This is a genomic window from Paenibacillus sp. J22P218 (assembly GCF_056269195.1).
This window is the reverse complement of record NZ_JBWDNL010000002.1, coordinates 784960-809941: the sequence shown is the minus strand read 5'-3', so window position 1 is coordinate 809941 and position 24982 is coordinate 784960. Positions and strand designations below refer to the sequence as shown.

Here is a 24982-nt window from a genome sequence, read left to right as displayed (position 1 = left end):
CTTAAAACCATTCATTCCAATGATGCTCCTCTCGCTGCAATAGTCTGTCGTTCATTATATGCCTGTACATATTCGTGTAGACGAGCTTGTCGCAACTAAAATGAAAAAATGAAAAACTGCCCTTGCGGGCAGCTTTACATGTTGGATTGCCTCTCTCAAGCGATTAGCTTACAAGAGGTGATCATTTGCGTCCAGATTACCCGTAATAACGGTAGACACGGGATCGACATAATTGGATTGCTGCATAGGCTGCTTAATCATCGACTGCACTTTATCGAATACATGAGGCGCAGCGTCAATGACACGCTCCATTAGATGCGTTTGATTATCCAGCGGCACGATCTTCACGCCATGGGTACCTACAACAAGGAAGGCAATAGGCGTAATCGACACGCCGCCGCCGCTGCCGCCGCCGAACGGAAGCGATACGGAAGCCTGATGCGCATCGTTTTGCGATCCGCTCGTATGGTCGGATCCATCGAGCCGGATGTCGCTGCCGCCTGCAACGAAACCGAAGCCAACTTTGGAGATCGGCATAATAATGCTGCCGTCCGGGGTTTGTACAGGATCGCCGACGATCGTGTTGACGTCGACCATTTCCTTGATGTTTTCCATTGCGGTTTGCATTAATCCTTGAATAGGATGCTCAGCCATTGTAACTCCTCCTCAAAAGTTTTGTGAAAAGACGCTTCATTGCAGAGTCATCACAGCAAAACTTGCTCCGAAAGCATACTTTCATTGCGATATGAATAAGAACTTGCCTACGCTTCTTGTATTGTGCACAGTACAGCTCTGGACTATGTATGAGCTGAGCCCCCCGCAAAGATGTTCTAAACTACACTTTGAACAGCTGTTTTTGCCACGTCCAAGGACTCCCGCCGCCGCCTTCTTTTCGCCTTCTCTTCCGCATTCGGAAGAACAACTTCATCCCGGCCAGTACCGCGCTGCCAAAGCTCATCTTGGCGCTGCACGACCAATCCGTCGAAAAGTAAGGTCGCTGATAAATCGGCGTCACGGTCATCTGCGGGTCGGCTTGGAGCTTGACCATCTGAGAGAGAACGCCGATCAGACTCGTTTTAACCGACCATACGAAACCCGTCGTCATCGCCGTCCACATCGCATCGCCTGTTCCAACGGAAGTGTTCCATGTCCATTCAGTCATCTTTACCTTCGTCAACGTCTGCCTCGCCCAGCCGGTCAAGTTCCGTGTCATCTCCAGGATCTCCTTGAAACGATCCATCGTACGAGCAACATCGTCGGCATTGATCTCTTCATTGAATTGCTTCCAAGTGTTAATCCCCGTATTCGTTGATGACACCTGCTCCTTTAATTGGACAGAAGCGCCCAAATACTTGATAACCGGCACTTTCAAGCGGTAACGATATAAGCCGAACAACGCTTTGATTGCAATTTCGGCGTCGTCATTATTTCCCGACTTCGCAAAATGTCCGCTAACTTTAACGGGAGATGCGATTACAATCGAAAAAATGAACAAAAAAAAGAGACCGGCCGCCGTCATCCAACCAAAAGGATAAAGGGGCATTATGCTTCCTCCATTTCCCTACTTATGGTTGAATATAGTATGACCCGGCGGTCAAATCTCATTCTTTTATTTCATCAATCGTCATTTGTCTGCCGTCTAGGCGCTCGAACAGCAACTGCGTCGTTTCCTCAAGCGCATCGTCGACACTGACATGTCCTGGTTCAGGTAATTCCTTGATTGATGGCAAGCCGAAGTATTCTAAAAATAATTTCGTCGTTCCGTATAATATAGGTCTTCCAATCGCTTCGGCTCTTCCTACCTCTTCGATCAAATCCTTTGATACAAGGGAGCTGATCGCCCGATCGGTCTTCACGCCGCGAATCTCCTCGATATCGATTCTTGTAATCGGCTGGCGGTAAGCGACGATCGATAACGTCTCCAAAGCAGCTTGCGATAATTGCGAACGTGATGGCGAATAAGCCATTCGTTCAAAGTAAGGCGCATGCTCAGGATGCGTAGTCAGTCGGTAAGAGCTGGCTACTTCGGCTATCTGAACGCCTCGCATCTCGCGTTCCAAATCCCGCTGCAAGTCGTAGACCAGATCGGAAGACAAATCCGAATCGATCTCCAAAATGTCGGCGAGCTGCTTCTTCGTTAAGCCTTCATCTCCGGCCATGAACAGAAGGCCCTCAATAATCGACTTCAATTTCGGATAATCCATCTTGCGAAGATTCTCCTCTCCAATGTATGACGATGTCGTCGAACAGCTGATGCTGGAAGCAGCGAATATGCTTCATCTTCATGAGCTCCAGTATCGCTAGAAAGGTGACAACTACTTCGTGCTTGTCCATATTCTCGCGTATAAGCTTCGAGAAACGGACCGTTTCGTATTGCTTCAGCACCTCGACAATATCTCGAATCCGATCCTTAACCGATATTTCATCGCGCTGGATCGTTGAGATGACGTTCCTTCTTGCTGCCCTGCGCAGTGCTTTCTGGAAGGCGGCAACAAGATCGGACACGTGCAAGCCTTCAACGGGATTGACCTTCTCTTCTTTCATATAAGGGGTCAAATCATCCGGCTCACGAGAATAGACGAGGCTGCGTTCGAATTCCTTCTCCCGCAGCTGCTCGGCTATTTGCTTAAACTTACGATATTCAACGAGCTTCTGAATGAGCTCATCACGAGGATCAAGGCCGTCATCCTGCCACTCGTCATATTCCTCCTCGAACACCGGAGGCTTAGGCAGCAGTTGCTTGCTTTTTATCGCCAGAAGGGTTGCAGCCATGACCAGAAACTCGCTCGTAACCTCAAGCTCCAGTTCCTTCATCGCATGCAGATACTCCATATATTGATCCGTAATCTCGCTGATCGACACTTCATGGATATCAATCTCCGCTTTGTCGATCAGATGGAGCAACAGGTCAAGAGGCCCTTCAAAAGAATCCAGCTTGTAAAGCACCGACACTCGTATTTCCTCCCGCGTTGCAGCTCTCGGGGTATTATCCCTGCAGCTGTTTCGTCAAATTAGCCATTTCGATCGCGCTGGCAGCCGCTTCATAACCTTTGTTGCCGGCTTTCGTGCCTGCACGCTCAATCGCTTGCTCGATCGAATCGACCGTCAACACGCCGAAGATCGTAGGCACGCCTGTTTTGAGCGCGATTGCCGCAACGCCTTTGGCTGCTTCATTGCATACAAAGTCAAAGTGAGGCGTTGATCCGCGGATAACGGCGCCAAGCGTAATTACCGCATCATACTTGCCGCTTTCAGCCATCTTCTGAGCGATCAGCGGAATCTCGAATGCGCCAGGCACCCATGCGATTTCAACATCATCTTCCGCTGCGCCGTGGCGTTTGAATGCATCAAGCGCGCCGCCAAGCAATTTGCTGGAAATAAATTCGTTGAACCGTCCGACAACAACCCCATATTTTAAACCTTCCGATACTAAATGTCCTTCATATATACGTGCCATTTTACCATCATCCTCTCATCCTGAGTAGTTATTATATTTTTTTGGCTGCTAACTGCTATTACGACTGCTGCGGCTCCTGCTCTTCGAACTTGAGCATATGGCCTAACTTCGTTTTCTTCGTTCGCAAATATTTGCTGTTGCTTTGATTAGCTTCCATCTGAATGGGAACGCGTTCGACGACCTCGATGCCGTAGCCTTCGAGCCCTTTGATCTTACGCGGATTGTTCGTCAGCAGCTTCAGCTTGGAGATGCCAAGATCCTTCAATATTTGCGCGCCTATACCATAATCTCGCAAATCGGCAGGAAACCCAAGCTTTATATTCGCATCAACCGTATCGAGCCCTTCTTCTTGAAGCGCATAAGCCTTCAGTTTATTAATGAGGCCGATGCCTCTGCCCTCTTGACGCATATAGAGCAGTACTCCGCTTCCGGCCTCGTCGATCTGACGAAGCGCCGCATCAAGCTGAGGTCCGCAATCGCAGCGGTGGGAGTGGAACACGTCGCCGGTCAAGCACTCGGAATGTACCCGCACCAGAATGGGCTGAGTTGTATCGAGCTCGCCTTTCACAAGCGCAACATGCTCCTTGCTATCCATGATGTTCGTATAGGCGATAGCGCGGAAAATACCGAAGTCGGTTGGCATTTGCACGTCAACGATTCGCTCAACAAGCTTCTCCTTCTCATTCCGATATCGAATAAGCTCTTGAATCGTAATGAGCTTAAGCCCATGTTTCTCTTTGAAGATCTTCAAGTCCGGCAGCCGAGCCATCGTACCGTCTTCATTGATGACTTCGCAGATGACGCCGGCAGGCTTCGAGCCGCACAGAACCGCCAAATCAATGGCTGCCTCGGTATGACCAGCTCTGCGGAGGACGCCGCCCGGCTTCGCGATGAGCGGGAAAATATGTCCGGGACGGCGGAAGTCCGCCGCCTTCGCCGCCGGATCGATAAGCGCTCTGACAGAGAGCGAGCGTTCATATGCCGAGATGCCCGTCGTCGTCGAAGCGTGGTCGACAGACACCGTGAAAGCCGTTCCGTGGTAATCGGTGTTATGCGTTACCATCGGCGGCAGTTCTAGTTCCTCAGCCCGCTCCGGCGTAATCGGAACGCACACCAAGCCGCGAGCTTCCGTAATCATGAAGTTAATGACTTCCGGCGTCGCCATATCGGCCAAGGCGATTAAGTCGCCTTCATTCTCACGATCCTCGTCGTCAACAACGATGATTGCTTTGCCCAGCTTCAAATCTTCCAGTGCTGCTTCTATTGTATCGAACGGATTCGAATTTGCATTACGGTTTGTCATCCTGCTTCCCTCCCCGGTGGTATCCAATCTATAAGAACAATCTTATTTCGTATAATTCATCTTTTACAGAAAACCGTTCTCCATCAGAAACGCCGTCGATAGCTTTGACTTCGGTGCCTCGCTCTCCGGCTGCTTAAAGTGCAGCAGGTGATCGACGTATTTGCCAATGACATCGCATTCGATATTAACCGATTCTCCCGGCTTCTTGTTCAGCAGTGCCGTTTCGCCAAGCGTATGCGGGATGATCGATACCGCGAATGTCTGGGCCGATGTGTCTACGACCGTTAAGCTAATGCCGTCAATCGTAATCGAGCCTTTCGGAATCACGTATCGCAGCGATGACGGGTCATCCAGCTTAATACGAAATACGACCGCATTCGCATCGGTTTCACGCCCTATGATTTGGCCAGTGCCGTCAATATGACCTTGCACGATATGACCGCCGAAGCGCGCGCCGGCTTGCATCGCCCGCTCCAGGTTTACAGCCTCTCCGGAACGCAGCGCATGCAGCGTAGAGCGTCTGAATGTCTCAGGCATAACATCGGCAGCGAAAGAGCCGCCGTCGTAATCGGTAACGGTCAAGCATACGCCGTTAACCGAAATGCTGTCTCCAATCCGTACACCTTCTAGAACGCGTGCAGCACCAATGGATAACCGCATCGCTTCGCCTTGCTTCTTAACACCTTTCAGCTTACCTACCTCTTCAATGAGTCCAGTGAACATCGTAGCCCTCCCCTCTATTCCACCTGAGCTGAGCGTTCGTTAACCCAATGAACTTGGATATACAGGATAGCCGGATACGCAGATGTCCTCTCCCGCCATCTCTACGGATACGCGCTCCAGTTCAATCGCATCCGCCATTTTCTCGAAGCCTTCGAACGTGAACGTTCCAGGCGAAGCAGCTCCGCCAATAATCTTAGCCGCATAATACAAAATAATTTTATCGATGAGACCCGCTTCCAGCATTGCGCCGTTCAGAGCACCGCCGCCCTCCAGCAGGATCGAACCAATCTCCAGCTCGCCGAGCTTCTTCATCGCCTCGCGAAGGTCGACTTTACTGCCTTCGCCGCAAGCAACGACCTCGACGCCTGCAGCCGCTAGCGCTTGTCGCTTGTCAGCATCCGCTTGCTCCGTAGTCAGGACGATCGTTCGCACCGATCGATCCGTAACGACTTTCGCTTCAAGCGGAAGACGCAGGGAAGAATCGACGATAATTCGGGTTGGGTGAATCGCAGGTACGGTAGCACGTGTCGTCAATGAAGGATCGTCAGCCAATACCGTTCCGATACCGACCATAATCGCTTCATGCTGATGGCGGAGCGTATGTACCTGCTCGCGTGCAACAGCTCCCGTTACCCAGCGGCTATCGCCTGACTTCGAGGCGATCTTGCCATCCAGCGTGCTCGCCGTCTTAAGAGTGACGAACGGCAGCTTCGACGTAATGTATTTATTAAACTTTTCATTCATAAGCTGTGAATCAGCCTCAAGCAAACCTACCGTTACTTCAATTCCCGCTTCGCGAAGCCGAGAGATGCCTCTGCCTGCAACCTGCGGATTCGGATCACCGCTTGCAACAACGACTCTTGCCGCCTTCGCATCGATGATACGTTCGCAGCATGGCGGCGTCTTGCCGAAGTGGCTGCATGGCTCCAGCGTTACGTAAACCGTAGCGCCTTCCGCTTCTTCGCCAGCCATTTGGAGAGCGTGTACTTCCGCATGGCCCGTACCCCGCTTCAAATGCGTGCCGATACCGATAATTCGTCCTTCCTTGACGACGACACAGCCGACAACCGGATTAATACCCGTCTGACCTGATGCTTTGGCCGCCATTGTTAGCGCGAGCTGCATATAATATTCATCATTCAATACGTCCATGAACGCAAAAACACCCCCATCGGCATACTTAACGCCCCGGGGGTGATGATAGATGAATGAAGATAGCCATTGCGACAAAACCGTAACAAGAGCGAGATGATTCAAACAACGCCAATGACATCCATCACCTAAAAACGATGGAATGAAATAAGCTTGCAGAAATCCCGTTCATAATAAACCGCCTATGCAGCGGCTAACGGTCGGTACTAACGCTAAAGAAACAAACCTATCTAGCTTGTGAAAGATAGCACAAACTAATAAGCATGAATGACGTAGCTGTCGCAAGCATCTCCTTCTCCCATCCAGACTATACTGTCGGTCCCGGATTTACACCAGGTCCACCGCTTCGTATCGAATGCTAATGCGTTATCGCGTTAACCATTCAATCCGAACCGGGTCACGGACTAACGAGCTGCGACAGGCCTGCGGTTGTCCGCTCCTGCCTTCGCCGCTCGATCACCGCCGGTTGGGAATTTCACCCTGCCCCGAAGGAAAGCTGCATAAAATAATTTATGATTAGTGAATAGTGAAGTCCTTTATACACTGAAGAAATATTACCACTAGCTTAATAAAAAAGCAAGATATCCGTCTAATTTGCTTGGAAATAAAACCGCCGTACCTCTCATTCGATGAGAAATACGGCGGAACTTCTAACGGGCGGTTATTAAGAAGCCGTTACTTCGACTTTCTCCATTTTGTCTCCGCCTTTAAGCGCGTCAACAAACTCCATGCCTTTCGTTACTTTGCCGAATACCGTGTGACCGCCGTCAAGATGCGGCTGCGGCTGGTAGCAGATATAGAACTGGCTGCCGCCTGTATTACGGCCGGCATGGGCCATAGCGAGCGTACCGCGCTCATGCTTGTTCGGGTTGATTTCACAGTTGATATTGTAGCCTGGGCCGCCTGCGCCAGTACCGTTGGGGCATCCGCCTTGCGCGACGAAGCCAGGGATAACGCGGTGGAACGTAAGACCGTTATAGAACCCGTCGTTTGCAAGCTTCTCGAAGTTTGCTACTGTATTGGGAGCATCTTGGTCGAACAAATCCAAGTGGACTTCTCCGCCGCTTGCTAGTGTGATTTTTGCTTGTTTAGCCATTGCTGCATCTACCTCTCTTTTTCAACAGAATACTATAACGTTACCAATTTCAAGCTTATTTCGCAAGCGCTGATTTTTGCAGTCTTGCCGGAATCACGTCATTGCATACAATATTTTCGAGAGATTCGCGCTTAACGGCAAGGTCAGCCTCGCCGTCTTTCACGAATACGACTGCCGGACGACGGATACGGTTGTAGTTGCTTGCCATCGCATAGTTGTATGCGCCTGTGCAGAATACAGCAAGCAGATCGCCGCTCTCTGCCTTAGGAAGCTCTAGATCCCAGATCAGCATGTCGCCGCTCTCGCAGCATTTGCCTGCAATCGAAACCGTCTCTTCTTTCGCATCGTTAGCACGGTTCGCCAAGATCGCTTCGTATTGCGACTGGTACAGCGCTGGGCGAGGGTTGTCCGTCATACCGCCGTCTACAGCGATATATTTGCGAACGCCCGGAATGTGCTTGCTCGTGCCTACCGTATAAAGCGTAGTGCCTGCGTCGCCAACCATGCTGCGGCCCGGCTCAACCCAGATCTCAGGCAGCGGGAATTCCGCTTCGGTGAACTTGGCTTTGATAGCGCCTGTAATCGCGCCTACGTATTCGCTGATCGGAAGCGGTGTATCGCCTTCCACGTAGCGGATACCGAAGCCGCCGCCAAGATTAATCACTTTGAACGTAAGGCCAAGCTCAGAACGAATCGCTACAGCAAAATCTGCTACTTTGTCTACCGCCATGCGGAAGCCTTCAACTTCGAAAATCTGCGAACCGATGTGGGAATGAACGCCCAGCACTTCAAGGTTCGGCAATGCGATCGCTTGCTCAATCGCTTGCTTCGCAGCGCCGTTGCCAAGGTCGAAACCGAACTTCGAATCTTGTTGGCCTGTCGAGATGTAGTCATGCGTATGCGCTTCAACGCCCGGCGTAATGCGAAGCAAAATGTTTACGGTTTTGCCTTTGTCCGCAGCCAGTGCGTTCAGAGTGTGCAATTCGATAAAGTTGTCGACTACGAAGCAGCCGATGCCAGCGTCAAGCGCCATGTTGATCTCTTCATGCGTCTTGTTGTTGCCGTGGAAGTGAATGCGCTCCACCGGGAAGCCTGCTTGCAGAGCCGTATACAGCTCGCCGTCAGAAACAACGTCAAGCGACAATCCTTCTTGTTCAACGATAGCGCACATCGCCATTACGCTGAACGCTTTGCTCGCATAAGCGACTTGAAACTTCAAGCCGGAAGCTTTGAACGCTTCAACATATTCCTTAGCGCGTTGGCGAACGAGTGCTTCGTCCACGATATAAAGCGGTGTGCCGAATTTATTAGCAAGATCGGTTACGTCGCAACCGCCAATTTCTAGATGACCATTCGTGTTAATATTGCTAGTTCCATGCAAGTACATAGTTTCCCCTCGACTTTCTCTATCTGCAAGCAGATAGACGGTTAATTTGCATCTATAGCAACAGTATATCGCAAACTAACCGCCGCCGAAATGGATAATTTCACATTTCATTTGCATTCTTTGTGAACCTACTTTGTCTTTGGCATTCTGTCTAATTGTTGCGGGTGCAATAGATTCGGGCGCGTCCGGTTATAGAGAACAGGCTGGCGAACGATGATGCTCCATAGCGCCTTCAGATCAAATGGTATAAACGGCCACATGTATGGGCGATTGAACGAACGCTCCAGCGTCAGCATCATAATAATCGCCGTCGTCGCGATGACGAAGCCCGGCACGCTGAATGCGGCAACCGCTATGATCAATACCAGCCTTACGATCCGATTGGCAAGTCCAAGCTCATAGCTCGGCGTCGCGAACATGCCGATGGCGGCAACCGCCATATAGAGGATAACCTCGTTGACGAATAAGCCGGTCTGTACTGCAATGTCGCCGATAAGAATAGCAGCGACTAATGACATAGCTGTTGCAAGCGAGGTCGGCGTATGGACAGATGCCATTCGCATGAGATCGACGCCGATCTCTGCCAACAGGAACTGGACGATGAGCGGAAGCTGGCCTGTTTTGTTCGGACCGATAAATTCTAGCGCAGCAGGCTTCATTTCAGGGTGCATAACGAACAGCAGCCACATCGGCAACAGGAACAACGAGGCGATGATTCCAATGAAACGAACCCACCGCAAGTAGGTACCGATAAACGGCGTCTGACGATTCTCCTCCGCATGCTGCATAAGGTCGAAGTAAGTCGTAGGCAGCGTCATAACGCTTGGCGATGTATCGACGAAGACGGCGACAGCCCCCTCCAATAAGTGAACCGATACCGTATCGGGCCGCTCCGAGTAACGAACGAGCGGGAACGGGTTCCAGCCGCGTTTAACGGTCGCCTCTTCCAGCTGCTTGTCCGCCAGCGGCAGCCCGTCCAGCTTCACCATCGAGAATTTATCTTTGATCGACTTCACGAGCTTCGGATCAGCCAAATCGGCAATATAGGCGATGCACACATCCGTTTTCGTCCGCTCGCCAAGCTGTAAAATCTCATATCGTAATTGAGGGTCGCGCAATCTTCTGCGAACGAGCGATACATTCGTCATAAGTGTTTCAACAAAGCCGTCTCTCGAACCACGAACGACCTTCTCCAGCGACGGCTCCTCCGGGCCTCGTGACGGGAAGCTCTTCGCATCGATAATTAACGCTGCGGGCTCATCATCGATGAACAGCGCAGTTGCGCCCGACATCACGCAGGTTAACATCTCGTTCCAATCCTTCTGCTTGACGACCTGCGCGGCAGGCACATACAAATTCAGAAAGGCGTAGAGCGCATCGCCCGACAAGTCATCGGGATGCAAATAGGTCAGTCTCTTCAGCACTTCCGTTAACAGCGTGTCCTTAACGAGTCCATTCATGAACAGAATCGCCGTTTTGCGTTCACCGAACGTCATCTCGCGCACGACAACGTCGAAGCTTGTTTTGTAACCAATCTCATTCTCAAGACGCGATAGAATATCATTGAGCTTATGCGGTATGGGATTTTCCTTCTTCTTATCGTCCGAACCCGCTGAAACCTCATGGATTCGATTGCCCATTTGCGAATTAACGGATTGCTCTTCAGATTCGCCTGCCTGATGTGACTCCTCTTGCTTCTGCTCATCGGGCATTGACGCAATAAGCTGCTCCACGCCTACTCCCTCTTGCTCGCTTCCTGGATGCTCGGAACGCGTATCCGACATGCTTCCTCACCTCTTCAACATTAATGTTAGAATTACCACTGAAATATAAGCCAATCGAACAATGAGCCTATTGTCTTGCCAAGCACCATAGCCATGACGAGAGCGACCATATAGTCCGATAAGTTCATTCTTTTGGCTAGAATGGGCAGAACATTCATCACCTCTGTCAATGCCGCGGCGAGCATACCGACGAACAATCCGTCGAATAAGCCGGCGCCGCTTTGCAAGAGGAGCGGATGCCAGCCAAGCTCCCAATCCATGAAGTCTGCGAACGTCCAGTACATCGAACCGCTAATAACCGCAGTCTCGAACAGAATAGACAGTCGATATGCGTTCGCAAGCTGCGCAAGACGAGGAATGAGATCAATGACGATCAACAAAGCGACGAGTCCGCTGCCGACCGCCAGCCCGCCAGCCAGCCCCAGCAGCGCGATGAACACATTCGCCAGGACATCAGCCATCGCTTCCGCCCCGCGTCTGATCATAATCTGACTTCTTGCGCATCTCATCGGCAATGACGTAGGCGTTCACATTTTCCTGATACATATAGAGCTCGACTTCCAGCGGATTGGGTTCCTCATTGAACCTCTTGCGGAATAAATGGTTGAAGAAGAGAACCATCCCCAGCCCAATACCGAGCGAGTACGGAATTTGGAACCAAAGCGGATGCTCGATTTGCTTGCCGCTGATCAGCTCGACAATGCGAGTATGTACCTCCTTCATGCTGACATCCGTGTGGAAATTCATAATGGCAAGACCTGCACCGAAGAAGAGCAGCAGCCAAGAGAGAATGAGCACGAAAATTCGCGGCTTCACCGGTTTCTCGGCGATCATCACGAGCACCTGAGGATCGCCATAGGCTTCCACCGACAACCCGGGGGCTGCTTCTCGGATTGCCTTGACGATCTGGAGAAGGTCGATGACGACCCGATTGCCGTCCGCCTTCTTATGCTCATACAGGATGAGCTGCTTAAGCGACTGCTCCGTCTCTGCGTCCGCTGCCAGCAGCCGAGCCGCTTGACCTAACGTGACACGCTGCTCCGGGCGCATATAAATTCGTTTCTTGAGACGCAGATAGAGGAGCGAAGGCTTATTTGCTTCCATCTGTCATCTTCCCTTCTGCTAATTCCATGGTTTATGTTTCAAATATAGTATGAGAAAAGGCTGTTTCGGATACTCATGCTTAGACAGGTAATAAACGGAAAAAGACCAGTCCGCCCTATTGGGCGATCTGGTCTCGAATGGACTGCAATATTTTTTTCTCCAGGCGCGATACTTGCACTTGCGATATGCCAAGCCGGCTCGCGACCTCGGATTGCGTCTTGTCACGGTAATAGCGCAAGTATACGATGAGCCGCTCACGCTCGCTAAGTCCCTCAATCGCCTCGATGAGCGCCAGCTTATCGAACCATCGCTCCTGCGATTCGTCAGCGATCTGATCCATAAGCGTAATCGGGTCGCCGTCATTCTCGAACACCGTTTCATGTATCGATGTGGGAGGCTTATTCGCCTCTTGCGCGAACACAACCTCCTCTGGCGTGATGCCGAGCCGTTCCGCCACTTCACTGATCGTTGGCAGACGGCCAAGCGTCTTAGACAGCTCATCCTTCATCTTCCGTACTTTGTTCGCTGTTTCCTTAAGCGATCTGCTCACCTTGAGCGTCCCGTCATCCCGCAGAAACCGCTGAATCTCGCCGATAATCATCGGCACGGCATAAGTAGAGAACTTAACATCATAGGACAAATCGAACTTATCTACCGACTTCAGCAAGCCGATGCAGCCGATCTGGAACAGATCCTCAGGTTCATATCCCCGATTAATAAAACGCTGCACAACCGACCACACAAGCCTTATATTGCAGTTAACCAGCGTATCTCTTGCAACTGTATCGCCCGACTGGCTTAATGCGATGAGCCGTTTAACCTCTGCATCATCCAAGTATGGCTGGGCCGTATGTTTCAAATCAGCTTCCATGAGGTTCAACCCCTATGCCCTAGTTGTAGAGCGCTTTTTTCGATTCGATTCGCTTCAGCATCGCCACGCGGGTTCCGCCGCCTGCCGTACTTGCAACCTCGAAGCGATCCATAAAGTTTTCCATAATTGTGAATCCCATACCTGAGCGCTCAAGCTCCGGCTTGGATGTATACAACGGCTGTCTTGCCAGCTCCAAATCTTCTATTCCGCGGCCGTTATCCGTTACGGTAATCGATACGGAGTCGCCTTCGATCGTTGCCTCGATCGTTACCTGACAGGACGGATCGCTCTCGTATCCGTGAATAATCGCGTTGGTTACCGCTTCAGAGACAGCTGTCTTCAAATCGTTCAGTTCATCGAGCGTCGGGTCGAGCTGTGATACGAATGCTGCAACCGCGATCCGCGCGAAAGCTTCATTCTCCGACTTCGCACTAAAGGAAAGCGTCATTTCATTTGTTCCGGTCATGACACCACCTCCAAACTCGTAATGGCGGTACGTTCATTGTCGTGCATCGTTATTATTTTGAATATGCCCGACAACTCGAACAGCCGCTGCACATTCGGGTTGACGTCGCATACGACCATCTTGCCGCCTCGGCTCTTCACTTGCTTGTACCTGCCTAAGATGACGCCAAGACCAGAGCTGTCCATGAATTGCAGCTCCTTCAAGCTCAGAATAACGTGATCCGTTGTCCCCCGGGCAATCGCTTCCTCCATCTTAAATCTCACGACGTCAGCCGTATGATGGTCAAGCTCGCCTCGAAGACGTACGATCAGCATATTTCGGTAATGCTCCAACTCTGCTTGCAGACTCATTAAGCTGCTCATCTCCTTCATTTCGAGATAGAACAAGCAATTCTCCAAGAAGGCGGCCTTCTCCTGCATGCCGACAAAACTAGAAGCATACCGCTATGAGCTGACAAAAACCGCATCGCTAACCGAACAAACCGTTGAACGAACGTCTGAACATTTTCCAGAAGCCTGCCTTGCCAACATCCTCCGGCGACTGGATCGGGAACTCCTTAAGCACCTGATCGCCTTGATACACAACAAGCTTGCCAATTGACTGGCCTTTTTGAATCGGGGCTTTAAGCGGTCCGTTCACGATTAGCTCGGAGCGAATATCGTTCGTCGCTGCGCCTTTCTTCAGCAACACGCTGTAAGGGTGGGTTGCGACAAGCGGCAGCTCCTTCTGAGCGCCTTTCTCGATCCGCACCGTCCCGATGCTGTCGCCCTCTTTGACGAGATTGTGATTCATATATTGCGCGAAGCCGTAATCGAACATTTGCGATACTTCGGCATTTCTTGTTTTCGTAGTTGGTTCACCCATTACGACAGCAATGATACGCAAATTATCGCGCTTCGCCGTTGCCGACAAGCAATATTTCGCTTCGCTCGTAAAGCCGGTCTTTAGCCCGTCAGCTCCGCTATAGAAGCGGACAAGCTTATTCGTGTTGACGAGCCAGAAAGGCTTCTCTGACGACTTGCGCAAGTAATCTTGATAGAGTCCTGTATACTTCGTAACCTCGGAATGCTTAAGGAGCTCCATCGACATGATGGCAATATCATGCGCTGACGAATAGTGATTCGCAACCGGAAGACCGTTCGGATTAGCGAACATCGTATCCTTGAGACCGAGCTGCTGCGCTCTCTCATTCATCATGGCGACGAATTGCTGTTCGGTTCCTGCCAGCTTCTCAGCCATAGCTACAGATGCATCGTTGCCAGAAGCAAGAGCGATGCCTTTAATCATCTCTTCGACCGACATTTCTTCGCCAGGCTCAAGGAAAATTTGCGATCCGCCCATAGACGCCGCATATTCGCTCGTTTGCACTTTGTCGGTTAACTTAATTTTCCCGCTATCTAGCGCCTCCATAATGAGCAGCATCGTCATAATCTTCGTAATGCTGGCCGGCGGAAGCTTGTCGTGACTATTTTTCTCGAAAATAACAGTGCCGCTCTCCGCATCCATCATGATCGCCGAGCGCGCTGAAGGCGCTAGATCTACCTGCGGCGCTTGCCCTCCGGATTCCGATGCAGCAACCTGCTCAGGCGCAGGAGCCGGCTCTTCGGCAAATACAGCCCCCGGCAACGCGAGCGAAATGACAAGAACGAATATGAGCAATTTACTAGCTTTGTTTTTCAACGCTTATTCCTCCTAAATAGTTGACAGCGATTGCGGCCATTTTCGGCTATATTTTCCTCTACATTGTTGACCGAATCTTTGCAAATTATTCCAATCCATCCGTCGTTCGCCCCATAAAAAATAGAGCTGCACCAGAAAGTCTTCTCGACCTTCTGATACAGCTCCAGCTTAATTGTTTAATTATGCATAACGCTCGACTCCTGAAGACGTTACGACCGATAACAATAATTTACGTTGTTCAGGCTGCTTATCCGTAATCGAATAAGCATCTCGGACCCTAGCCGCAACTTCGTTCGCAGCATCATTATTCTCGCGAACATGAAGAACCGCAAGCGTCTCTCCAGCTTGCACAGGATCGCCGACCTTCAGACGAAGCGTCAATCCAACCGCATAATCGATCTCCGCTTCCTTCGTTGCTCTGCCAGCGCCAAGCAGCATTGCCGCTAGACCCAGCTGCTCGGCTTCAATCGCGCTGATATAACCTTCAGCTCCGGCTTTCACTTCGACACGATGCGGAGCGCTAGGCAGGCGCGAGAGATCGTCAGCAATGCTTTCGTCCCCGCCCTGTGCAGCTACGAACTGCTTAAACTTGGCTAACGCAGCTCCATTATATAGCTGAGCGCGAAGCATCTCCTTGGCCGATTCGACATCGCCCGCCTTACCGCCAAGAACGACCATATGAGCGCCTAATGTCAGGCATAGCTCAGTCAAGTCTGCTGGTCCGCGGCCTTTCAACGTCTCGATCGATTCAGCTACTTCTAGCGCATTGCCAATCGCGTATCCGAGAGGCTGGTCCATATCGCTAATAATAGCTGCCGTATGACGGCCAACCTCGGTCCCAATCTCCACCATCGCTTGCGCAAGCTGCTCGGAATGCTCCAGCGTCTTCATGAATGCCCCGCTGCCTGTCTTCACGTCCAGCACGATCGCATCGGCGCCCGCCGCAATCTTCTTGCTCATAACCGAGCTGGCAATGAGCGGAATGGATTCGACAGTGCCTGTTACGTCTCTCAGCGCATACAGCTTCTTATCGGCAGGAGCCAAGTTGCCGCTCTGCCCAATGACCGACAGTCCGATATCATTCACTTGTGTCATGAACCGCTCGCGCGAAAGCTCCGTACGGAATCCCTCGATTGACTCCAGCTTATCGATCGTACCGCCAGTATGCCCAAGACCTTTGCCGGACATCTTCGCGACCGGAATGCCCACTGAAGCGACAAGCGGCGCAATAATTAAGGTCGTCTTATCGCCGACGCCTCCTGTACTATGCTTGTCAACCTTCACGCCGCTAATGGGGCCGAGATCAACCTGATCGCCCGAATTCGCCATCGCCAGTGTAAGCGAAGCCGTCTCGCGAGGCGTCATTCCTCTAAAGAAAACAGCCATCGCCCAAGCGGACATTTGATAATCTGGAACATCCCCTCGGCAATAGCCGTCAATCAAATAAGTTAGTTCAGAAGCGGTAAGCTCTCCGCCGTCCCGCTTCTTATGGATAATATCTACTGCGCGCATAATTGCCTCCTCGTTCTCTGCGCATTAATTCGCTCTCGAAAGCGCGGCTTGCTCCCTCTGCACACGAATGATCATTTCGTCCAACCGCTGACTGAGCGTTATGACTTCACGGTGCAGGAAGGATTGCCTTAATAGCGCAGTTTCCACCATTTTGCTCCGCAATTGCTCCATTTGTAAGAGTAATTGCCTATTCTTATCCATCTCGTTCTCACTCCATCATTCAATGTTCATGGACATTATACGACGATTAAGCGAGCGAACACTGTCATATTAAGTCGATGTAAATGTGACAGTTGTGTTACATTTTTATTTCATATTTATTACATTTTTCCGATAAGCGCTGTTACAAGTCCCAAAAACTGGTTCTTCACACGTTCCGTCGTTTCCATAACTTCCTCGTGCGACAACGGCTGGTCCAATATTCCGGCAGCCATGTTACTGATACATGAAATACCGACTGTTTCGATGCCTGAATGGCGGGCAGCTATAACCTCGGCAACTGTCGACATTCCGACAGCATCTGCACCAATGATGCGCAGCATACGGATTTCGGCAGGCGTTTCATACGTCGGACCAAGCAAGCCGGCATATACGCCTTCACGCAGCGTCATCCCTTGCTCTGCCGCAATGTCTCTCGCGATTGCGCGCAGTCGTTTGCTGTACGCTTCAGACATATCTGGAAAACGAACGCCGAGCTCATTGTCGTTTGGACCGATGAGCGGGTTTTTGCCCGTTAAATTAATATGATCGGAGATGAGCATGAGATTGCCTGGATCGTAAGTCAAGTTCACGCCGCCGGCAGCATTCGTTACGAGCAATGATTTGACACCAAGCGCCTTCATGACTCGAACCGGGAATGCCGTTAACTCCGGACCGTAACCCTCATACATATGGAAGCGGCCGCGCATAAGGAGAACCGTTCTGCCTGACAGCGTTCCAATCAACAGCTCTCCTGCATGTCCTTCAACCGTCGAGATCGGAAAATGGGGAATATCGTGATAATCAATCGTCACCGGGTTTTCCAAATGATCGCCAAGCACACCTAATCCTGATCCCATGATAAGACCGATTTCCGGCTTAAGTGTCGTTCTGCTTTCAATAAACTCCGCTGCTTCTTTAATATGCGCCGACGTCAATGCGTTCATCGTCTGTTCTCCCCATTCTATTGATTTAGTTATGCTTTTGTTTCGCTAGATAAAAATAACCGCATATTTTCTTTACAGCAGATGCAAGAAACTCTCTCCGTTAGGCGGTGCTTCAACACCGAAATTATCGGCGATCGTCGCGCCAAGATCGGAGAAGGTTGTTCTAGTCTCTAACCTTGCCGTCTTAGTGAATGACGGACTATATAGCATAATTGGCACGTATTCGCGCGTGTGATCGGTTCCCGCATGAACAGGATCATTGCCGTGATCGGCAGTTACGATTAGCAAATCGCGCTCGCCTAGCTGCTTTTCGAGCTCAGGAACGGCAAGATCGAATTCCTCAAGCGCCTTCCCATAACCAAGCGGATCACGACGGTGTCCGTATAACGAGTCGAAATCAACCAAATTCGTGAATAACAAACCTTTGAACGGCTTGCCAAGCTGCTCTATCGTCTTCGCAATGCCGTCTGCATTGCTTTTGGTTGGCGATGTAGCCGTAATGCCTTCCCCGTCGAAAATATCGTTGATTTTGCCGATTGCAATCGTATCGTAACCGCCAGCCTTAAGCGTGTCCAATACCGTTGCCTGAGGAGGCTTGACCGCATAGTCATGCCGGTTCGGCGTGCGCGCGAACGCTCCCGGCTTCCCGATGTAAGGCCTCGCGATCACTCGGCCAACGGAATGCCGCTCGTCCATCGTCAGCTCTCTGGCGATCTCGCATGCCCGGTACAGCTCCTCCAGCGGAATCACTTCTTCATGAGCGGCAATCTGAAACACGCTGTCTGCCGATGTGTAGACAATCCAAGAGCCGCTTCTCATCTGCTCCTCGCCCAGCTCGTCCAAGATTTCTGTACCGCTTGCCGGCTTGTTGCCGATAACCTTGCGGCCGGTGCGCTGCTCGAAGCTCTCGATCAGCTCCGGCGGGAAGCCTTCAGGAAACGTCTGAAACGGGACCTCAATCTTAAGCCCCATTAACTCCCAGTGACCAGTCATCGTATCTTTGCCTACGGATACTTCCGCCATCTTGCCGTAATAAGCAGCAGGAGGTTCTTTGGACTCCGACCACGCGCCAATCGGCGCAATTCGATCGAGGCCCCATATGCGCATATTGGGCAATCGTAATTCCGGCGATTGCTCCACGATATGCCCTAGGGTATGCGCACCGGAATCTCCGAAGGCTGGCGCATCCGGGAGCTCGCCGATTCCGACGCTATCCAATACAATCACTGCAATACGATCAAATCTCATCGATGTTGTCCTCCTATGTAGTCTACGCTCTTGGGTGCGCGCTTTTATAGACGTCCTTGATTCGCGTTGTTGGCTGCTTTACATATTTAAGCGTTGTCGCCAGATCGGCATGGCCCAGCAGCTCTTGCACGGAACGTACGTCCGCGCCATGCTCGAGCAGATGCGCAGCGACGGAATGGCGGAGCGTATGAGGCGTAATATCGTCTGATATGCCCGCTTCCTTCGCATATTTCTTGATCGTTTTCCAGAAGCCCTGCCTCGTCATTCTCGTGCCTAAATGGTTCAGAAATAAGGCAGACTCATTCTCGTTATGTCTCATAAGCGATTTCCTGCCGTCCTCCAAGTAAGCGATTAACGCTTCTGCCGCCATGCGCCCAAAAGGGACAATACGTTCCTTCCCGCCAGCATCTATACATCGAACGGCCGAAAGCTGCATATGTAAGTGCTCGGCATCAAGGGCAACGAGCTCAGAAACGCGAATGCCAGTCGCATAAAGAAGCTCCAGCATCGCTTTGTCCCGCTTCCCGGCAGGCTTATCCGACTGAGGCGAATCGAGCAACACGGCTGTCATCGATTCGGACAACAATTTCGGAGCCTTCTTTTCTTGCTTTGGCGCCTCCAGATAGATCGAAGGATTATGAATAATGACGCCTTCCTTGGTCAAATAATGAAAAAAAGCTTTCAACGATACGATATGTCTCGTAATCGTTGCCGCCTTCCTTCCCTGCTCCTTAAGATGGAGCATATAACGTGCAAAGTGATGCCTCTGCAGCTGGGACGGCTCGCCAATACCCTGTTCCTCGGCATAAGCGGCGAACGCAAGCAAATCTCTCTCATAGGACGAGAGAGTATTAGAGGACAACCTACGTTCGACTTCCAGGTGCTCCAAGTACGTCTTCAGATAAGCCTTCATTCCAATTCCTTTCCATGCTGCTTCTCACCTACAATTATTCCACATTCGCAACGGCAAATCCTGCTTCTGCTATATTTCTGTGCAGCGTGCACAATGCCATGCACGGTTCGCCTTATTCGCCATACCAATAAAACCAACGTAATCTGTCCGCCAAATGACCGCCCTCGGGCGACTCCGGATCGGTCAAAAATACCTTCAGCGCCTCTCCCTTCGGTTCCCTATAGGGATGAACAGGAGATATCGCATCGACCAAAAAACGATAGCCTCCCGTGACTACTAATAATGCCGCAGTAAAAACGACAATAAAGAACAGCTTGCTTGCCCACTTCCTTATCGATAAAACCATCATCATCAGCCTCCGCTTCAAGTGCTTCACGGTTGTCCGCTCGCTACACCTTATGAGGAGGCCGATGTGAATATTCGCTTACGACTCCAGGTTTTCATAAGCAACGCTGTTCAGCCATTTGTCCAGTGCGGTATAAGGCATGCCAGTCGCTGCCGCAACCGGCTCATACGTTACATTGCCCGCATGCGTGTTGACGCCCTTCTGCAGCGGTACGCTTCGGCGAATCGCGTCCAGTCCTTTATTGGCCAAATCAAGCGCATAGGAGATCGTGGCGTTCGTCAGCGCGAAGGTCGAAGTGCGCGGCACGGCTCCCGGTATATTCGCAACTGCATAATGAACGACGCCATGCTTCATATAAATCGGATCTTTATGCGTTGTCGGACGATCGACGGTCTCAATGGATCCGCCTTGATCAACGGCTACATCGACGATAACTGAGCCCTTCCGCATCATTTGGACCATCTGATCCGTTACTAATTGCGGGGCTCTCGCTCCGGGAATAAGAACAGCACCGATAAGCAGATCGGCATGGCTCACTGCTTCCGCGATATTAAGCGGGCTTGACATCAACGTTCGGAGCCGACCGCCGAATACATCGTCCAAGTAACGCATTCGATCTGCACTCTTCTCCAATATAACGACATTCGCTCCCATCCCCAGCGCAATCTTCGCAGCATTCGTGCCCACAATTCCTCCCCCGATAATAACGACCTCCGCAGGCGGCACCCCCGGAACCCCGCCAAGAAGTACCCCGCGTCCGCCATTGAACGCTTCTAGAAACTGCGCTCCTACCTGCACGGACATACGACCCGCAACCTCGCTCATCGGCGTAAGAAGCGGCAGACTGCCGTTTGGAAGTTGGATCGTCTCATAAGCAATTGCCGTTACTCCGCGCTCGACTAGCGCTTTAGTCAAATCCGCCGCAGCGGCCAAATGCAAATAAGTAAATAAGAGCAGCCCTTCACGGAAATATCCGAACTCCTCTGCAAGCGGCTCCTTTACCTTCATAATCATATCTGCTTTACCCCAAACCTCAGCAGCAGTTGAGGCTATATTCGCACCCTCACGCCTATAGTCGCTATCCTCGAATCCGCTGCCGCTGCCTGCACCTTCCTCAATCAGCACCTCGTGGCCAGCCGCCTTCAGCATCGTAACGCCAGCCGGCGTCAACGCAACCCGATATTCACTCTGTTTAATCTCCTTCGGCACGCCGATTAACATGATTACCCCTCCCGAGACCATCTTAAACGCTCTTATTATGATGTATGAACGAACAAGCCAACTTGATCGTCCATACGCGATACGTTTTCCAGCAAAGCCTAAAAATATGTGTCCTATCGACAGTCACCCATACGTAAACCGCTCGTTTCCCATACACTGAACTAGCTTAAAGCTGACTAGGGAGGCTCAATTTCATTGCCAAAGCTGGAATCCATGATCCGACGCTGTGCCGCCATCAAGCCTTCGAAACGAACGGCGCGACAAATTATTACTTTGCGGTCAAGAAAATCATATAATCGCTGCCTGAAAATGATGAAAGAGAGCGGTATTACTCCATTTAAGGCCGTATCAAGAAGCTTATTGATTGGCTTCCATGTCCTGAAAGGAGCTTCGCCGTCTTCCATATCCAGCCATCCGGAAGTTAGGAAAGTCGAGAAGGATCTTAAAATCAAAATACATGCTGCTGTTCCTTACAAGGCGCCTTTCAAAGTTCCGTACAAAGCTCCATCCAAGCCTAATAAGTACAGGTCTTTCAAGCGTTCGCTTCCACTAATGATGACTACAACAAAGCCGACAGCAAAAGCTTCCTTAATAACCTGGAACATTAGTCGCGTAAAAGCGCCCCAAGCATGGGCTACTTCAAAAGGCAGCCCGATGAAGGTCGCCGTCATTGATACCGGCATTGCGAATCATCCGGATCTCCGGATTGCCGGCGGGGTTAATACGATTAACGGCGGCTCGTATAGTGACGATAACGGTCATGGGACCCATGTTGCCGGCATTATAGCCGCGTTAGGAACTAATGACAATATCATTGGCGTTGCTCCGGAGGTTGAATTATATGCGGTCAAAGCGCTGGACGCGAACGGAGAAGGATACGTCTCGGACATAGTCGAGGGTATTGATTGGTGTATCAGCAGGCAAATGAATGTGATTAACATGAGTCTCGGTATTACGGGTTCGGAGAGCAGCGGCGTTCTGCATGACGCGGTACGGAGAGCAGTGAAACAAGGGATCGTAATCGTAGCGTCTGCGGGAAATTCGGGAGAATCAAGCAAACAAATTGATGAACCTGCTGCTTATGAGGAAGTAATCGCGGTTGCCGCTTCAACGAAAGACAATCAGATTGCAAGCTTCAGCAGCAGAGGCCCAGGCATTGCCATTACTGCACCGGGGCAGCAAATATTATCGACATGGCCGGGCAACTCCTACAAGAAGTTGTCGGGCACAAGCATGTCTTCCCCCCATGTCGCGGGAGGTGCTGCCTTATTGCTCAGCCGCAGAACTTCTTTAAGTCCGGCAGCCGTATCTACTCAATTGCGCAGGAAAGCGATCAAACTGGAAAATTACAATGTCATTGCCCAAGGCTCTGGATTAATGCAATTGGATCAAATCTTCGATATCAATTCATCCGTCAACGTCATAAAGAAAAGATAGGTGCTCCATAGAAATGCCAAAACGGCTTTGCCGTCCAGTTATGCTGGGCAGCCAAGCCGTTTATGATTGAGTTGGGTTGTCGTTTTTTGCTTTGCAGCGGTGGCACACGCCTTGAAAGTCAAGACGATGATCAATGACAAAAAAACCGTATTCCGCTTCCAGCTTCTCTTCGAGAGGCAAAAGCCAGTCTTCTTTAATTTCGTCCATTGATCCGCACTGCACACAAATGAGGTGATGGTGATGATGCTTGCTGCTGTCGGTCCGAAGATCGTATCTAGCAACGCCGTCGCCAAAGTTCAACTTCTCGACGACATGCATCTCACTTAGAAGCTCGAGCGTCCGATAAACGGTTGCTAATCCGATTTCCGGTGCTTTATCCTTTACGAGCATAAACACATCTTCCGCGCTTAAATGATCATCTTCATTCTCAAGCAATACGCGGACGGTTGCTTCCCGTTGCGGGGTTAATTTGTAGCCCTGGGACTGCAACTGTTGTTTGATTTTCTCAATCCGGGCTTCCATGATTTCCCCCCTACCACATGTCTGCGCCTATATCAGGAAACTTTCCTTTCATTATAGGGGCTAACATGCAATAAAGTCAAACATTTTGCTGTCGTATGCTGGCAGCTTAAGACGATAGTAAAGGAGATGCCCAACCGATAATTGTCGGCGAAACGTATGCTTCGAAGAGCGAAGCTCCCGCTAAGACGATGACCATAAGCAACGTTGTAGAAGTGAAGCCGGCAAGTTCAGGAGCCAGCGTCCCTTTTTGCTGGAGCAGCCTGTTTTTGACCACATAAATGGAGAACGTCAGAGCTGCGACACTTGTAACGATCATCGCCGGTATCGCAATAATGTTTTGCGGCGCAATCGATACGAGTGAGAACCAAACCCCTTTCCAAGCATACTGGTTAATAAGCGTGCCGATCGAGAAACCGACTAGCGCACCTTTCAAGAAATTGAGCGCAAGCACGCCAGGTATCCCGACAACGGTTATGCCTAGCAGCCATAGAAGCAGCATCCATTTGCCATGGAAAACGAACCTCTCCCAGAACGAATCCGTTTCATCGACACCGATTCCCGCTCCCATCAATCTCACGTATTGATCTACATCTTGAGCCAAATCCTGCTGTTGCTCGAATGTCAGCGCATTAACCATAAGCGCCCCGAATATAGCCCCTACAACAAACAGTACAGCCACGAACACATACAGCGACAAATTGTTCTTCACCATCGGTTACATTCACCACCAAACTCAATCTATACCGCTCATTAGCAGAAAAGCGTGTCCAATTTTAGTTTATGAGTGATCTTACGATGGTATGACGAGCTCTAGATGCGACCAGTTAATTGATATAGCTTCCATGCGTATACGGCAAGTATCGTTTTGGCATCGCTTATGCGACCCTCGGCTATGTAGGCATCAGCTTGCTCCATCGTGATGGCTTCGACATTCAAATCCTCATCCTCGTCCGGGCTTTGAACGCCTTCCTCCACCTGTTCAGCGAAGTAAATATACAACTTCTCATCCGCAAAGCCTGGAGACGTATAGAAGGCGCTCAGCAGCTTCAGCTCCTTCGCTCTATATCCTGTTTCCTCCTCGAGCTCTCTTGCTGCCGCGGTCAATGGATCTTCTCCCGGATCCAGCTTGCCTGCGGGAATTTCGATTTGAAATTTTTCAAGCGGCTTTCTGAACTGATCTACGACAAGCAGCTTGCCGTCCAGCAACGCCATAACAGCGGCAGCACCAGGATGCTTCACGATTTCTCTTGTCGCTGTTCGACCCTCGGGCAATGCTACCGTATCCACTTGCAGCGAAATCATTTTCCCTTGGAAAATCGATTCCGTACTAATCGTCTCCTCACGCCAAAGCTCGCTTGATTGTTTCTTATCCATATGTACAGCAGCTCCTTCTACGGTTTATTCACTAGATGGCATAGGTTGTCCATCTGTCGCATACCTATCATTATATCAAATTACGAGAGGTGCGATATCCATGAAACAATATGTCGCTTCGAATCAGCTTCGTTTGGTCGGCAAGGCTTGGGAAATTCGTCACCAGCTGCGCAAGCTCAGTGCTGCCGCAGGGACGGGCGCCAATTACAAGCTGTTGTCCGACTTCACTGGAGGAACGGCC

Annotated in this window: 30 protein-coding genes, 1 pseudogene and 1 riboswitch; of the genes and pseudogenes, 2 read left to right on the top strand and 29 right to left on the bottom strand. The window is 50.8% G+C overall.

What is annotated here, in order from left to right; genetic code table 11:
- Positions 1-168 precede the first annotated feature (168 nt).
- The 26 genes from ytfJ to AC0YN0_RS12415 all read right to left on the bottom strand — a co-directional run bounded on the left by ytfJ (position 169) and on the right by AC0YN0_RS12415 (position 22091).
- Positions 169-654, bottom strand: a complete 486-nt coding sequence (ytfJ, locus tag AC0YN0_RS12540; RefSeq protein WP_475821529.1) for a GerW family sporulation protein — start codon at positions 652-654, stop codon at positions 169-171.
- 181 nt (positions 655-835) lie between these two features.
- Positions 836-1543: a DUF2953 domain-containing protein gene (locus tag AC0YN0_RS12535; RefSeq protein ID WP_475821528.1), complete on the bottom strand. Its 708-nt coding sequence runs from the start codon at positions 1541-1543 to the stop codon at positions 836-838.
- 58 nt (positions 1544-1601) lie between these two features.
- Positions 1602-2204, bottom strand: a complete 603-nt coding sequence (gene scpB, locus AC0YN0_RS12530) for an SMC-Scp complex subunit ScpB (protein ID WP_337101736.1) — start codon at positions 2202-2204, stop codon at positions 1602-1604.
- A complete protein-coding gene (locus AC0YN0_RS12525; protein ID WP_337101735.1) occupies positions 2173-2952 on the bottom strand; it encodes a segregation and condensation protein A in 780 nt (259 codons plus the stop codon). Before AC0YN0_RS12525 ends, scpB begins: the two co-directional genes overlap by 32 nt.
- A 34-nt stretch (positions 2953-2986) precedes the next feature.
- Positions 2987-3457 (bottom strand): 6,7-dimethyl-8-ribityllumazine synthase, encoded by a 471-nt coding sequence (gene ribH, locus AC0YN0_RS12520; RefSeq protein WP_337101733.1) that lies wholly within the window; start codon positions 3455-3457, stop codon positions 2987-2989.
- 58 nt (positions 3458-3515) lie between these two features.
- Complete coding sequence (locus AC0YN0_RS12515; RefSeq protein ID WP_475821527.1) at positions 3516-4760, bottom strand: bifunctional 3,4-dihydroxy-2-butanone-4-phosphate synthase/GTP cyclohydrolase II; 1245 nt, start codon at positions 4758-4760, stop codon at positions 3516-3518.
- 63 nt (positions 4761-4823) lie between these two features.
- On the bottom strand, positions 4824-5483 hold the full coding sequence (gene ribE, locus AC0YN0_RS12510) for a riboflavin synthase (RefSeq protein ID WP_442050434.1): 660 nt from the start codon (positions 5481-5483) through the stop codon (positions 4824-4826).
- A gap of 39 nt (positions 5484-5522) precedes the next feature.
- On the bottom strand, positions 5523-6635 hold the full coding sequence (gene ribD, locus AC0YN0_RS12505) for a bifunctional diaminohydroxyphosphoribosylaminopyrimidine deaminase/5-amino-6-(5-phosphoribosylamino)uracil reductase RibD (RefSeq protein WP_475821526.1): 1113 nt from the start codon (positions 6633-6635) through the stop codon (positions 5523-5525).
- 286 nt (positions 6636-6921) lie between these two features.
- Positions 6922-7132: riboswitch (FMN riboswitch) on the bottom strand.
- Between the two features lie 167 nt (positions 7133-7299).
- Positions 7300-7731 carry a peptidylprolyl isomerase gene (locus tag AC0YN0_RS12500; protein WP_475821525.1) on the bottom strand — a complete coding sequence of 144 codons (432 nt, stop codon included), beginning with the start codon at positions 7729-7731 and terminating at the stop codon, positions 7300-7302.
- A 55-nt stretch (positions 7732-7786) separates the two neighbouring features.
- On the bottom strand, positions 7787-9118 hold the full coding sequence (lysA, locus tag AC0YN0_RS12495; protein ID WP_475821524.1) for a diaminopimelate decarboxylase: 1332 nt from the start codon (positions 9116-9118) through the stop codon (positions 7787-7789).
- Between the two features lie 128 nt (positions 9119-9246).
- Positions 9247-10902, bottom strand: coding sequence for a spore germination protein (locus AC0YN0_RS12490; protein ID WP_475821523.1), 1656 nt, complete (start codon positions 10900-10902; stop codon positions 9247-9249).
- Positions 10903-10934: 32 nt separating this feature from the next.
- Entirely contained in the window at positions 10935-11363 is a 429-nt protein-coding gene (locus AC0YN0_RS12485) for a stage V sporulation protein AB (RefSeq protein WP_475821897.1), read from the bottom strand.
- Positions 11356-12006 (bottom strand): stage V sporulation protein AA, encoded by a 651-nt coding sequence (locus tag AC0YN0_RS12480; RefSeq protein ID WP_475821522.1) that lies wholly within the window; start codon positions 12004-12006, stop codon positions 11356-11358. Before AC0YN0_RS12480 ends, AC0YN0_RS12485 begins: the two co-directional genes overlap by 8 nt.
- Before the next feature lie 115 nt (positions 12007-12121).
- Positions 12122-12877 carry an RNA polymerase sporulation sigma factor SigF gene (sigF, locus tag AC0YN0_RS12475; RefSeq protein WP_475821521.1) on the bottom strand — a complete coding sequence of 252 codons (756 nt, stop codon included), beginning with the start codon at positions 12875-12877 and terminating at the stop codon, positions 12122-12124.
- A 19-nt stretch (positions 12878-12896) separates the two neighbouring features.
- Positions 12897-13343 (bottom strand): anti-sigma F factor, encoded by a 447-nt coding sequence (spoIIAB, locus tag AC0YN0_RS12470; RefSeq protein WP_442050440.1) that lies wholly within the window; start codon positions 13341-13343, stop codon positions 12897-12899.
- The gene (gene spoIIAA, locus AC0YN0_RS12465) at positions 13340-13693 is read right to left on the bottom strand and encodes an anti-sigma F factor antagonist (protein ID WP_442050464.1); all 354 of its coding nucleotides are present in this window, start codon (positions 13691-13693) and stop codon (positions 13340-13342) included. Before spoIIAA ends, spoIIAB begins: the two co-directional genes overlap by 4 nt.
- Positions 13694-13811: 118 nt before the next feature.
- A complete protein-coding gene (locus AC0YN0_RS12460) occupies positions 13812-15023 on the bottom strand; it encodes a D-alanyl-D-alanine carboxypeptidase family protein (protein ID WP_475821520.1) in 1212 nt (403 codons plus the stop codon).
- A 180-nt stretch (positions 15024-15203) separates the two neighbouring features.
- Positions 15204-16535 (bottom strand): pyrimidine-nucleoside phosphorylase, encoded by a 1332-nt coding sequence (locus AC0YN0_RS12455; RefSeq protein ID WP_475821519.1) that lies wholly within the window; start codon positions 16533-16535, stop codon positions 15204-15206.
- A 24-nt stretch (positions 16536-16559) separates the two neighbouring features.
- Complete coding sequence (locus AC0YN0_RS12450; RefSeq protein ID WP_475821518.1) at positions 16560-16736, bottom strand: aspartyl-phosphate phosphatase Spo0E family protein; 177 nt, start codon at positions 16734-16736, stop codon at positions 16560-16562.
- Between the two features lie 119 nt (positions 16737-16855).
- Entirely contained in the window at positions 16856-17680 is an 825-nt protein-coding gene (locus AC0YN0_RS12445) for a purine-nucleoside phosphorylase (protein ID WP_475821517.1), read from the bottom strand.
- Positions 17681-17752: 72 nt separating this feature from the next.
- Positions 17753-18928, bottom strand: a complete 1176-nt coding sequence (gene deoB, locus AC0YN0_RS12440; RefSeq protein ID WP_475821516.1) for a phosphopentomutase — start codon at positions 18926-18928, stop codon at positions 17753-17755.
- Positions 18929-18950: 22 nt separating this feature from the next.
- On the bottom strand, positions 18951-19841 hold the full coding sequence (gene xerD, locus AC0YN0_RS12435) for a site-specific tyrosine recombinase XerD (protein WP_475821515.1): 891 nt from the start codon (positions 19839-19841) through the stop codon (positions 18951-18953).
- 112 nt (positions 19842-19953) lie between these two features.
- Positions 19954-20187, bottom strand: a complete 234-nt coding sequence (locus AC0YN0_RS12430) for a DUF4227 family protein (RefSeq protein ID WP_475821514.1) — start codon at positions 20185-20187, stop codon at positions 19954-19956.
- 78 nt (positions 20188-20265) lie between these two features.
- Positions 20266-21408 (bottom strand): alanine dehydrogenase, encoded by a 1143-nt coding sequence (ald, locus tag AC0YN0_RS12425; RefSeq protein ID WP_475821513.1) that lies wholly within the window; start codon positions 21406-21408, stop codon positions 20266-20268.
- A 176-nt stretch (positions 21409-21584) separates the two neighbouring features.
- Positions 21585-21812, bottom strand: a complete 228-nt coding sequence (locus AC0YN0_RS12420; RefSeq protein ID WP_475821512.1) for a hypothetical protein — start codon at positions 21810-21812, stop codon at positions 21585-21587.
- A gap of 66 nt (positions 21813-21878) precedes the next feature.
- Positions 21879-22091, bottom strand: coding sequence for a hypothetical protein (locus AC0YN0_RS12415; RefSeq protein WP_475821511.1), 213 nt, complete (start codon positions 22089-22091; stop codon positions 21879-21881).
- Between AC0YN0_RS12415 and AC0YN0_RS12410 the strand changes: the two genes are divergently transcribed.
- On the top strand, positions 22063-22845 hold the full coding sequence (locus AC0YN0_RS12410) for a S8 family peptidase (RefSeq protein ID WP_475821510.1): 783 nt from the start codon (positions 22063-22065) through the stop codon (positions 22843-22845). The genes AC0YN0_RS12415 and AC0YN0_RS12410 overlap by 29 nt on opposite strands.
- Positions 22846-22905: 60 nt before the next feature.
- Here the strand turns inward: AC0YN0_RS12410 and fur are convergent, their stop codons facing one another.
- The 3 genes from fur to AC0YN0_RS12395 all read right to left on the bottom strand — a co-directional run bounded on the left by fur (position 22906) and on the right by AC0YN0_RS12395 (position 24741).
- Positions 22906-23367 (bottom strand): ferric iron uptake transcriptional regulator, encoded by a 462-nt coding sequence (fur, locus tag AC0YN0_RS12405; protein ID WP_442050452.1) that lies wholly within the window; start codon positions 23365-23367, stop codon positions 22906-22908.
- Between the two features lie 106 nt (positions 23368-23473).
- Entirely contained in the window at positions 23474-24079 is a 606-nt protein-coding gene (gene spoIIM / locus AC0YN0_RS12400; protein WP_475821509.1) for a stage II sporulation protein M, read from the bottom strand.
- A gap of 98 nt (positions 24080-24177) precedes the next feature.
- Complete coding sequence (locus AC0YN0_RS12395; RefSeq protein ID WP_337101709.1) at positions 24178-24741, bottom strand: NUDIX hydrolase; 564 nt, start codon at positions 24739-24741, stop codon at positions 24178-24180.
- A 100-nt stretch (positions 24742-24841) separates the two neighbouring features.
- On the opposite strand from AC0YN0_RS12395, the pseudogene mciZ reads away from it, so the two are divergent.
- A pseudogene (mciZ, locus tag AC0YN0_RS12390) lies at positions 24842-24922 on the top strand (Z-ring formation inhibitor MciZ); the annotation flags it as partial.
- Between the last annotated feature and the right edge of the window lie 60 nt (positions 24923-24982).

Bases quoted from the DNA above. Each gene is read 5' to 3' on its own strand.
- AC0YN0_RS12395 (WP_337101709.1), bottom strand. From the start codon at position 24,741: ATGGATAAGAAACAATCAAGCGAGCTTTGGCGTGAGGAGACGATTAGT.
- spoIIAB (WP_442050440.1), bottom strand. From the start codon at position 13,343: ATGACCGGAACAAATGAAATGACGCTTTCCTTTAGTGCGAAGTCGGAG.
- AC0YN0_RS12420 (WP_475821512.1), bottom strand. From the start codon at position 21,812: ATGGAAGACGGCGAAGCTCCTTTCAGGACATGGAAGCCAATCAATAAG.
- AC0YN0_RS12515 (WP_475821527.1), bottom strand. From the start codon at position 4,760: ATGACAAACCGTAATGCAAATTCGAATCCGTTCGATACAATAGAAGCA.
- fur (WP_442050452.1), bottom strand. From the start codon at position 23,367: ATGGAAGCCCGGATTGAGAAAATCAAACAACAGTTGCAGTCCCAGGGC.
- ribH (WP_337101733.1), bottom strand. From the start codon at position 3,457: ATGGCACGTATATATGAAGGACATTTAGTATCGGAAGGTTTAAAATAT.
- AC0YN0_RS12485 (WP_475821897.1), bottom strand. From the start codon at position 11,363: ATGGCTGATGTCCTGGCGAATGTGTTCATCGCGCTGCTGGGGCTGGCT.
- AC0YN0_RS12410 (WP_475821510.1), top strand. From the start codon at position 22,063: ATGAAGGTCGCCGTCATTGATACCGGCATTGCGAATCATCCGGATCTC.
- AC0YN0_RS12490 (WP_475821523.1), bottom strand. From the start codon at position 10,902: ATGTCGGATACGCGTTCCGAGCATCCAGGAAGCGAGCAAGAGGGAGTA.
- AC0YN0_RS12415 (WP_475821511.1), bottom strand. From the start codon at position 22,091: ATGCCGGTATCAATGACGGCGACCTTCATCGGGCTGCCTTTTGAAGTA.
- lysA (WP_475821524.1), bottom strand. From the start codon at position 9,118: ATGTACTTGCATGGAACTAGCAATATTAACACGAATGGTCATCTAGAA.
- AC0YN0_RS12455 (WP_475821519.1), bottom strand. From the start codon at position 16,535: ATGCGCGCAGTAGATATTATCCATAAGAAGCGGGACGGCGGAGAGCTT.
- AC0YN0_RS12430 (WP_475821514.1), bottom strand. From the start codon at position 20,187: ATGGTTTTATCGATAAGGAAGTGGGCAAGCAAGCTGTTCTTTATTGTC.
- scpB (WP_337101736.1), bottom strand. From the start codon at position 2,204: ATGGATTATCCGAAATTGAAGTCGATTATTGAGGGCCTTCTGTTCATG.
- ytfJ (WP_475821529.1), bottom strand. From the start codon at position 654: ATGGCTGAGCATCCTATTCAAGGATTAATGCAAACCGCAATGGAAAAC.
- ribD (WP_475821526.1), bottom strand. From the start codon at position 6,635: ATGGACGTATTGAATGATGAATATTATATGCAGCTCGCGCTAACAATG.
- ribE (WP_442050434.1), bottom strand. From the start codon at position 5,483: ATGTTCACTGGACTCATTGAAGAGGTAGGTAAGCTGAAAGGTGTTAAG.
- AC0YN0_RS12480 (WP_475821522.1), bottom strand. From the start codon at position 12,006: ATGGAAGCAAATAAGCCTTCGCTCCTCTATCTGCGTCTCAAGAAACGA.
- AC0YN0_RS12535 (WP_475821528.1), bottom strand. From the start codon at position 1,543: ATGCCCCTTTATCCTTTTGGTTGGATGACGGCGGCCGGTCTCTTTTTT.
- AC0YN0_RS12445 (WP_475821517.1), bottom strand. From the start codon at position 17,680: ATGAACGCATTGACGTCGGCGCATATTAAAGAAGCAGCGGAGTTTATT.
- AC0YN0_RS12500 (WP_475821525.1), bottom strand. From the start codon at position 7,731: ATGGCTAAACAAGCAAAAATCACACTAGCAAGCGGCGGAGAAGTCCAC.
- ald (WP_475821513.1), bottom strand. From the start codon at position 21,408: ATGTTAATCGGCGTGCCGAAGGAGATTAAACAGAGTGAATATCGGGTT.
- xerD (WP_475821515.1), bottom strand. From the start codon at position 19,841: ATGAAGGCTTATCTGAAGACGTACTTGGAGCACCTGGAAGTCGAACGT.
- spoIIAA (WP_442050464.1), bottom strand. From the start codon at position 13,693: ATGAGTCTGCAAGCAGAGTTGGAGCATTACCGAAATATGCTGATCGTA.
- spoIIM (WP_475821509.1), bottom strand. From the start codon at position 24,079: ATGGTGAAGAACAATTTGTCGCTGTATGTGTTCGTGGCTGTACTGTTT.
- sigF (WP_475821521.1), bottom strand. From the start codon at position 12,877: ATGGAAGCTGATTTGAAACATACGGCCCAGCCATACTTGGATGATGCA.
- deoB (WP_475821516.1), bottom strand. From the start codon at position 18,928: ATGAGATTTGATCGTATTGCAGTGATTGTATTGGATAGCGTCGGAATC.
- AC0YN0_RS12450 (WP_475821518.1), bottom strand. From the start codon at position 16,736: ATGGATAAGAATAGGCAATTACTCTTACAAATGGAGCAATTGCGGAGC.